7 protein-coding genes are annotated in these 7170 nt (G+C 42.7%); all 7 read left to right on the forward strand.

Features of this window, described 5'->3' with window-relative positions:
* Positions 1-33 precede the first annotated feature (33 nt).
* The 7 genes from BMY70_RS12340 (at position 34) to BMY70_RS12370 (ending at position 7044) form a co-directional block, all read left to right on the forward strand.
* Positions 34-1419 (forward strand): glycoside hydrolase family 88 protein, encoded by a 1386-nt coding sequence (locus BMY70_RS12340; RefSeq protein ID WP_090335457.1) that lies wholly within the window; start codon positions 34-36, stop codon positions 1417-1419.
* Positions 1420-1453: 34 nt separating this feature from the next.
* Positions 1454-2272 carry a sugar phosphate isomerase/epimerase family protein gene (locus BMY70_RS12345; RefSeq protein WP_090335458.1) on the forward strand — a complete coding sequence of 273 codons (819 nt, stop codon included), beginning with the start codon at positions 1454-1456 and terminating at the stop codon, positions 2270-2272.
* A gap of 86 nt (positions 2273-2358) precedes the next feature.
* Positions 2359-3504: a Gfo/Idh/MocA family protein gene (locus BMY70_RS12350; RefSeq protein ID WP_090335459.1), complete on the forward strand. Its 1146-nt coding sequence runs from the start codon at positions 2359-2361 to the stop codon at positions 3502-3504.
* A 23-nt stretch (positions 3505-3527) separates the two neighbouring features.
* Positions 3528-4298 carry a 3-ketoacyl-ACP reductase gene (locus BMY70_RS12355; protein ID WP_090335460.1) on the forward strand — a complete coding sequence of 257 codons (771 nt, stop codon included), beginning with the start codon at positions 3528-3530 and terminating at the stop codon, positions 4296-4298.
* 150 nt (positions 4299-4448) lie between these two features.
* On the forward strand, positions 4449-5690 hold the full coding sequence (locus BMY70_RS12360; RefSeq protein ID WP_090335461.1) for an MFS transporter: 1242 nt from the start codon (positions 4449-4451) through the stop codon (positions 5688-5690).
* 250 nt (positions 5691-5940) lie between these two features.
* Positions 5941-6324 carry a T9SS type A sorting domain-containing protein gene (locus BMY70_RS12365; RefSeq protein WP_090335462.1) on the forward strand — a complete coding sequence of 128 codons (384 nt, stop codon included), beginning with the start codon at positions 5941-5943 and terminating at the stop codon, positions 6322-6324.
* 336 nt (positions 6325-6660) lie between these two features.
* Positions 6661-7044 (forward strand): DUF3244 domain-containing protein, encoded by a 384-nt coding sequence (locus tag BMY70_RS12370; protein WP_090335463.1) that lies wholly within the window; start codon positions 6661-6663, stop codon positions 7042-7044.
* Positions 7045-7170: the final 126 nt, after the last annotated feature.

The raw sequence follows: 7170 nt of genomic DNA on the forward strand, positions 1-7170 counted from the left end.
TAAAAAGGCTAAATAATACTTTGATATTATCCCATGGAGATTCGCAACGACCTGACTACAGCTTCGCTTCAACCAAAAATCGACCGCTTGTGGCAACTTTCAGCTGAAAAAATTAATCTGATTTCAAAGGAATACGATACCGCGAAAGGCTCTCCTGTTTTCACCGTTAACGGAAAATATACCACCCGTGGCTGGACTGAATGGACACAGGGTTTCCAATATGGCGCGGAGGTTTTGCAATTCGATGCAACCGGAGATGAATCGTTTTTGACAAAAGCGAAAAAGAATACGGTTGATTACATGTCTTCGCACGTAGACCACTTCGGGGTGCATGACCATGGATTTAATAATGTGAGCACTTACGGAAACTTGCTCCGTTTGATGAACGAGGGCAGGATTGACGAGAATAAATGGGAACGTGATTTTTACGAACTGGCATTAAAAATTTCCGGATCTGTTCAGGCAAAGCGCTGGACAAAAACAAAGGATGGCCAAGGTTATATCCATTCCTTCAACGGTCCGCATTCTCTTTTCGTTGATACAATTCGTTCGGTTCGGGCACTGATGGTTTCTCATTTAATGGGCCATGGCCTGATGGGTGAAAATGATGTAAAAACGAGTTTGCTTGAACGCGGAACGTATCACTCCCTTGCTACTGCAAAATATTCCGTGTTTTACGGAGAAGGCCGTGACAGTTATGATTTGTGGGGACGCACGGCGCATGAAAGTGTATTCAATACAAACGACGGTAATTTCCGTTGCCCGAATTCGCAGCAGGGTTTTTCGGGATTTACAACCTGGACGCGCGGACTTGCGTGGGCCATGGCTGGTTTCGCTGAACAGCTCGAAACACTGCCCTCCTTTTCTGACGATGAACTGGCGCCACTTGGTGGCCGCGAAACGATTGAAAATATTTATCTGAAAGCAGCAAAAGCGACCTGCGACTTTTATATCGCAAACACCGCAGCTGACGGAATTCCATACTGGGATACCGGAGCTCCTGAGCTTTATAAATTAGGGGATTATACTACCCGGACTTCTGATCCATACAACGACTTCGAGCCCATAGATAGCTCAGCTGCCGCGATCGGAGCACAGGGTTTACTGCGGTTAGGAAAGTACTTGAACGAAAAAAATCAGATTGAACAAGGCAATCGCTACTGGCAAGCTGGATTAACTACATTAAACACTTTGTTTGATGAGCCTTATTTGTCAGCTGACCCAGCACATCAGGGATTAATCCTGCACTCGGTTTATCATCGTCCAAATGGGTGGGATAATATAGCGGCTGGTCAGAAAGTACCGAATGGTGAATCAAGTATGTGGGGTGACTATCATGCGCGGGAAGTGGCCCTTTACGTTCATCGGATCAATAAGGATTTACCTTATTATACGTATTTGGGAGCGGTTAAAAAGTAGGATTAATAATTGTCCAACCACATTAAAATTACAAATGATAGCTCTTGATCGCTGCTGTATTCACACGATTACTACAAAACCCTGGGCACTTCCCGAGGCGGTTGAAAAATATGCCGCTGCCGGTGTAAAAGGAATTAGTGTTTGGCAAAATGCCACGGAAGGTATCGGTCCTAAACATGCCGGAGAAATTATCCGGGGTGCCGGTTTGGAAATTGTTTCTTATGTCAGAGGAGGATTTTTCCCACATACCAGCAGCGCAGGAAGAGCACAGGCGATTGATCATAACAAAAAATTGCTCGAAGAAGCCGCAACTTTGGGAGCGCCGATGATCGTGCTGGTGTGTGGCGCCTCACCTGACCAATCTCTCGATACTTCCAGAAATCAGATACGCGAAGGAATAGAAGCAATTTTACCACTCGCGGAAAAGCTGAACGTAAAACTCGCCATCGAGCCTTTACATCCGATGTATGCAGCAGACCGTTCCGCTATCAATACACTCGGGCAGGCAAACGATATGGCGGAATTATTCAAATCTGCCCATGTGGGCGTCGCCGTTGATGTTTATCATTTATGGTGGGATCAGGACCTGGAAAAGCAAATCGCGCGTTGCGGTGCGAATGACAATCTTTTTGCTTACCACGTCTGCGATTGGAAAGTTAACACGATCGACCTTTTAAATGACCGTGGACTCATGGGAGAAGGATGTATCGACCTGAAAAAAATCAGAAGCTGGGTCGAAGCGACCGGATTTAATGGCTTTTGTGAGGTTGAGATTTTCTCCAATATCCATTGGGCGAAGGATCAGGATATTTTTCTCAAAGAAATAACAGAAGCTTTCCTACAACATGTTTAAAGTTTGGGTAAAGTGATTCAATTCGAAGTTTTTAAAAATCAAAATTCAGCCAACAGCCGATCGCTAAACGCTAAAAACTATAAAAAATGAAGACTCATACTATTGGTATCATCATGAACGGCGTAACGGGCCGTATGGGGACGAATCAACATTTACTACGCTCAATCAAGGCGATAATTGAACAAGGCGGTGTGAAAATTTCTTCCGACGAGATCATTATGCCAGACCCTATTCTGGTGGGAAGGAATGAGTCAAAGCTGGAAGCACTAGGCAAGCAATCAGGTATTACTAAATTCACAACGGACCTGGATTCAGTTTTGGCAGATCCCCATTTTCAGATCTATTTTGACGCACAGGTTACCGGTCGCCGCGCACCTGCTGTGAAAAAAGCAATCCTGGCAGGAAAACATATTTATTGCGAAAAACCAACAGGAACAACCACCGAAGAGGCTCTGGAACTTTATGAACTGGCAACTGCTGCCGGGCTTAAAAATGGTGTTGTTCAGGATAAACTTTGGCTTCCGGGTATGCTGAAATTGAAGCGACTAATGGAAAATGGCTTCTTTGGAAAAATCCTTTCTGTTCGTGGAGAATTTGGTTACTGGGTTTTTGAAGGCCATACCGTTCCTGCCCAACGCCCTTCCTGGAATTACCGCAAAGAAGACGATGGCGGAATTATTGTCGATATGCTTTGCCACTGGCGGTATGTTCTGGATAATCTTTTCGGTAAGGTGAAAGCAGTTTCCTGCCTCGGCGCAACTCATGTTCCTGAAAGAATTGATGAAAACGGAAAACCGTATCGTTGTACGGCAGACGACGCATGTTATGCAACTTTCGAACTGGAAGATGATGTGATTGCACAATTCAACTCTTCCTGGACAGTTCGTGTTCGTCGCGATGATCTGCTGACTTTGCAGGTAGACGGGACGAAGGGTTCAGCAGTCGCGGGCCTTCGCGAATGTTATACACAGCACTACGGAAACACACCAAAACCTGTATGGAACCCGGATATACCGCAGCCGATTCCATTTTTTGAAGGATGGTCAAAAGTACCGGAACAGGAAAACTTCGATAATGCCTTTAAAACCCAATGGGAATTATTCCTGAAACATGTTGTGATTGATACACCTTTCCCGTGGGATTTGAAAGCAGGCGCAAGAGGCGTTCAATTGGCTGAAAAAGGAATCGAGAGCTGGGAAAAACGTCAGTGGGTAACTATCGAAGATCTGTAAAGGTCTTTTCCAACAATTACTTTATGAAAAAGACTGCATTAATAACCGGCGGAAGTCGTGGAATTGGCCTTGGAATTGCAAAAGCACTCGCAAAAGAGGGTTACAATCTGGCAATAAACGGGGTTCGTGATGAAGAATTCGTAACGGAAACATTAAATGAACTTCGGGAGCTGGGCGCAGAAGTGCTCTATTGTCAGGGAAGTATTGCTATTGCTGAAGACCGCGAATCAATCATTGAAAAGGCATACAGTGTATTTGGACAGATAAACTTGTTGGTAAACAATGCCGGAATCGCCCCCCGCGTTCGTCTGGATCTCCTGGAAACGACACTTGAAAATTATCAGGAAATCCTGACAACGAATTTGGAAGGCCCCTTCTTTTTCACCCAAAGTGTTGCAAAAAAAATGGCGCATGCCAAACAGAATAACCATGCTTTTGAAGCGACTATCATTTTTGTCACCTCTATTTCAGCAACGGTGGTATCAATTAACCGTGGGGAATACTGCGTTTCCAAAGCTGGTTTAGCAATGACCAGTGCTTTATTCGCCGTCCGGATGGCAGAATATAATATTCCTGTTTTCGAAATTCGTCCGGGTGTAATTGCTACGGATATGACATCCAAAGTACAGGAAAAATATAATACGCTTTTCGAAAACGGTATGGCCTTGCAACCTCGCTGGGGCACACCGGAAGATGTCGGAAAGGCGGTCGCCTCGCTTACCCGAGGAGATTTCCCCTATTCTACCGGCCAGGTCATTGGCGTTGATGGCGGGATGCTGATTGACAGACTTTGACTTAGCTATTGGCTATAAATGGTTAACTATTAGCCACTCACCTGTCAAAACGCTTTTTGAAGTATCAGATCATTTTTATAATGCCTTTGAAACAAAATATCCGTTGATCCAAGCTGAAAGCTAATGCCTAAACGCTAAATCCTAAACGCCATGTCCGTCATTCCACAATCCCGTCCGTCCTTGCTATCGCAGCTTATGCAGGTTCCGGTTATCGTTGCTGCACTTGGTTATCTGGTGGACATGTATGACCTTTTTCTGTTCAGTGTCGTTCGGGTTCCCAGTTTGAAAGCATTAAATGTTGTTGATGATCAGCTTTTAACACAAGGCATAAGGTTGTTGAATTATCAGATGGCAGGGATGTTGATCGGAGGTGTATTGTGGGGAATTATTGCTGATAAAAAGGGACGTCTTTCTGTACTTTTTGGGTCGATCATCATGTATTCCCTTGCCAATATCGGTAACGGTTTTGTTACGTCGGTTGATCAATATGCCTTTCTACGCTTTGTTGCAGGTGTCGGTTTAGCGGGCGAACTCGGTGCCGGAATTACGCTGGTTACCGAAGTCTTACCAAAAGAAGTTCGCGGATATGGTACAACGCTGGTTGCCACACTAGGCGTTCTGGGAGCCATTCTCGCCTATTTTGTTGCTGATCTTTTCGCCTGGCGGATCTCCTATTTCGTTGGCGGAGGAATGGGATTATTGCTTCTAGTACTCCGGTTTAATGTTTTTGAGTCGGGAATGTTTGAGAAAATCAAAGAAAAAAGTGTCGACAAAGGAAATATCATGCTGATTCTGGGCAACGGAAAACGCTTCGGAAAATATCTGATGGCTATTCTCGTCGGACTGCCAATATGGTTCGTCGTAGGTATTCTGATTACTTTTTCTCCGGAATTTGGCAGTGCGAAGGGTGTTGTCGGGATCAATGCCGGGAAAGCAGTAATGCTGGCATTTTCAGGACAGGTTTTCGGCGATATTGCCAGCGGATTGTTGAGCCAATATTTACAAAGCAGAAAAAAGGTAATTGGGCTATTTATTCTGATGTCTGTCTGTATGATGGCCGTATATCTGCTGATACCGTTAAAAGATGCATTTTCGTTTTACATTGTATGTGCGTTTCTTGGCTTTTGCAATGGATACTGGACATTATTCATAACCATCGCTGCCGAGCTTTTCGGTACAAATTTACGGGCAACAGTTGCCACAACAGTACCAAATTTTGTGCGCGGCGCTACAATTCCGCTTGCAGCCTTATTCGTCCAGTTTAAACCTGATCTCGGAGTCATCAATAGTGGTCTTACCTTAGGAATCGCTACCAGCATCCTTGCCTTGATCGCCTTGTACTTTTTAGAGGAAACTTTTACAAAGGATATGAACTTTGTTGAAAAGGATTGAATTAGAACTTCACTTAAAGGATAAAAAGCAATTCCCGAGCTTCGGGAATTGCTTTTTTGTTTTTAAAAATATTCACTTTCAGTTACTTACAAAATAATCCCTTACCGTTTAATTGCTCGTAAAGTTTTAAAACCTTTTATCCTGACCCTACGTCCGCCGGTGCATTTTGGCTACCACGATCTACTTACCACGAGTATTTTTGTTACGTCCTTCAAACAAAGGACTTAACAAAAAGAAAAATTTTATAGCCATGAAAAATTCAATCAAAACAATCATTTTTGCTTTGGCAATTATCACTACTGCATCGTTTGCCGCAAACGCGGAGGACAAGGAAAATAAAAAAGCATCAAGCTTTGGAACCGGGATCTACGCTTCCAGAAACGGGAAAATCAATGTACTTGTTGATAAACAAAATGCAAACACCGCAACAACTTTACTTGTAAGAAGCAGCCAGGGAAATATCGTTTACCGCGAAACCATCGAAAAAGGAAACACAAAATTCGGACGCCTGCTAAATGTCTCAGATCTTGAACCTGGTCGATATGAGATCAAAATTATCAGCAATAAAGAAACGCAAACCAAATCTTTCGAATTATCAGCCCCAACGACAGAGCGAGTATTAAAAATTCAGTAACAATCTAAAATGTAAAAACACAAAGGACTCCGTTAACAGGAGCCTTTCTGTTTTTACAAGATTTGGATCTGTTCCAGAATACATAAAGGGTTTATCCAAATATATTTTTTTAAAAAAACGGAGACTTGCATGCAACGTTTTTTCGAAATCGGACATCTGTTAGATAACTTCAAAAGAAGCATTTTCCGGTCAATATTTATTCATTTAATTCCCTTACCACTTATCACCAAAAAGCATCCATTCGTGTACTTTGTATTACATAGTACCTGCCATCACCTTACCTTTGATATGTACTTTAAGATTAACAGTTAACAACAACACAAAATATATATAGCCATGAGAACTTCATTCAAAAACATCGCATACGCATTAGCCTTGGTTACTTCTTTCACTTTTGCTGCTTCTGCAAAAGAAACTGAAACAAAAAAAGCCTCAGGTTTTGGAACCGGTATCTACATTAACAAAGCTGGTAAAATCAATGTTTTGGTCAATAAACAAGATGCGAAAGACAACACAACGCTTCTTATCAAAAATGAAAAAGGAGATGTTGTTTACAGAGAAATCATCCAGAAAGACAACCAGAAATTCGGACGTGTATTAAATGTTGAAAAATTGGAAGCCGGTCAGTATGAAATCAATGTGGTCAGCAAAGACGAAACACAGACCAAGTCGTTCCAATTGTCTGAACAAAAAACGGAACGTAATATCCTTATCAAATAACAGTCGCTTTCAAGTTAAATATTAGCCATAAATATAAAATAAAAATAGCCATGAAAAATTCAATCAAAACCTTCATCTGTGCCTTTGCACTTGTTACTTCTTTCGCTTTCACTGCCTCCGCAGAAG

The sequence above is a fragment of the Dyadobacter koreensis genome (genome assembly GCF_900108855.1).
Classification (GTDB): domain Bacteria; phylum Bacteroidota; class Bacteroidia; order Cytophagales; family Spirosomataceae; genus Dyadobacter; species Dyadobacter koreensis.